General features: G+C 46.9%; 1 protein-coding gene. It reads left to right on the top strand.

Going from position 1 to position 573, the window contains the following annotated elements; all coding sequences use genetic code 11:
• On the top strand, nucleotides 1-573 hold a 573-nt coding region (locus LKE08_RS00445; RefSeq protein WP_324702223.1), incomplete at both ends, for a formylglycine-generating enzyme family protein.

Raw genomic sequence — 573 nt, 5'->3', positions numbered from 1 at the left:
CAAAAGTCGCTATCAGTCCGTCGCGGAAGTTTTGGCAGATTTACAACCTTCGTCGGGTACAGTTCCACCTTCACCCCCAATCCAGATTCCCGCCAAACCCAAAAATAATACTTTTGAATTTGATATTGCCACTCTGACTAAGAGCAAAGGATTTTTAGGATTATTACCCAAAATTGTTTCGCAGTGGGAAATTAACTACCGTCGCGGACAAGCCGAATGTATGATCGAAGATTTGGGGAATGGAGTCACTCTGGAAATGGTATTAATTCCGGGGGGAACCTTTCTCATGGGTTCACTGGGTAATGAAGGGTATGATACCGAAAGACCTCAACATCGAGTCACAGTGCAACCTTTCCTGATGGGAAAATATCCCGTCACCCAGGAACAATGGCGACAAGTGGCTGGTTTCCCAAAACTCCGACGGAACCTCGACCCCGACCCCTCAAAATTTAACGGCTTAAATCTTCCCGTTGAAAAAGTTTCATGGTATGACACGGTTGAGTGGTGCGCCCGCCTCTCGAAAAAAATCGGCAAACCCTACCGATTGCCCAGTGAAGCTGAGTGGGAATATGC

The sequence above is a fragment of the Lyngbya sp. CCY1209 genome, assembly GCF_035615495.1.
GTDB lineage: Bacteria > Cyanobacteriota > Cyanobacteriia > Cyanobacteriales > Microcoleaceae > Limnospira.
The sequence above is the reverse complement of the archived record's forward strand: the minus strand, read 5'-3'. Positions and strand labels throughout refer to the sequence as shown.